Source organism: Segatella copri (genome assembly GCF_002224675.1).
In the GTDB taxonomy this organism is placed as follows: domain Bacteria; phylum Bacteroidota; class Bacteroidia; order Bacteroidales; family Bacteroidaceae; genus Prevotella; species Prevotella copri_U.
On record NZ_NMPZ01000076.1, the window covers coordinates 1 to 843 of the forward strand.

The window sequence follows — 843 nt, forward strand, 5'->3', positions numbered from 1 at the left end:
TCAAGTTCAGCTCGGATGGTGGATTTGCCTGCCATCCTCAACACCTACACTCTTCAACGGGGACTTCCGTCGCCCCGCGGTGGTTTCACTGCTCCGTCTCCACGTCGCCCCATGCGGCAGTGACGGAATATTAACCGTCTCTGCCATCGCCATCGCCGTTCGGCTTAGACTTAGGACCCGACTGACCCCGGGCTGATTGGCATTGCCCGGGAAACCTTGGTCTTACAGCGGGAGGGAATCTAACCCTCCTTATCGTTACTTATTCCTACATTTGCTTTACTCACCGCTCCAGGATAACTTACGTACACCATTCGACGCTGTGAGTATGCTCCCCTACCGATACTTTTATAATTGCTATCCCGCGCCTTCGGTGTCTGCCTTATACCCGATTATTATCCATGCCCGGACCCTCGACTAGTGAGCTGTTACGCACTCTTTGAATGAATGGCTGCTTCCAAGCCAACATCCTAGCTGTCATAGGGACCAGACTTCGTTAGACTAACTCAGGCAGAACTCCGGGACCTTAGACGGCGGTCTGGATTCTTCTCCTCTCGGGGACGGACCTTAGCACCCGCCCCCTTACTGCCGGACTGCAGACCGTGAGCATTCGGAGTTCGTCAGGACTCGATAGGCGGTGAAGCCCTCTTGTCCTATCGGTCGCTCTACCTCTCACGGTGACCATCCGACGCGGCACCTAAATGCCTTTCGGGGAGTACGAGCTATCTCCAAGTTTGATTGGCCTTTCACTCCTACACTCGGCTCATCCAGAAGCTTTTCAACGCTTATTGGTGCGGACCTCCATCCCGTGTTACCGGGACTTCATCCTGGCCAAGTGTAGATCAC

Annotated in this window: 1 rRNA gene; it reads right to left on the minus strand. The window is 54.6% G+C overall.

The features are described from left to right. Positions 1-843 (minus strand): 23S ribosomal RNA (locus tag CFT61_RS16375); the annotation flags it as partial.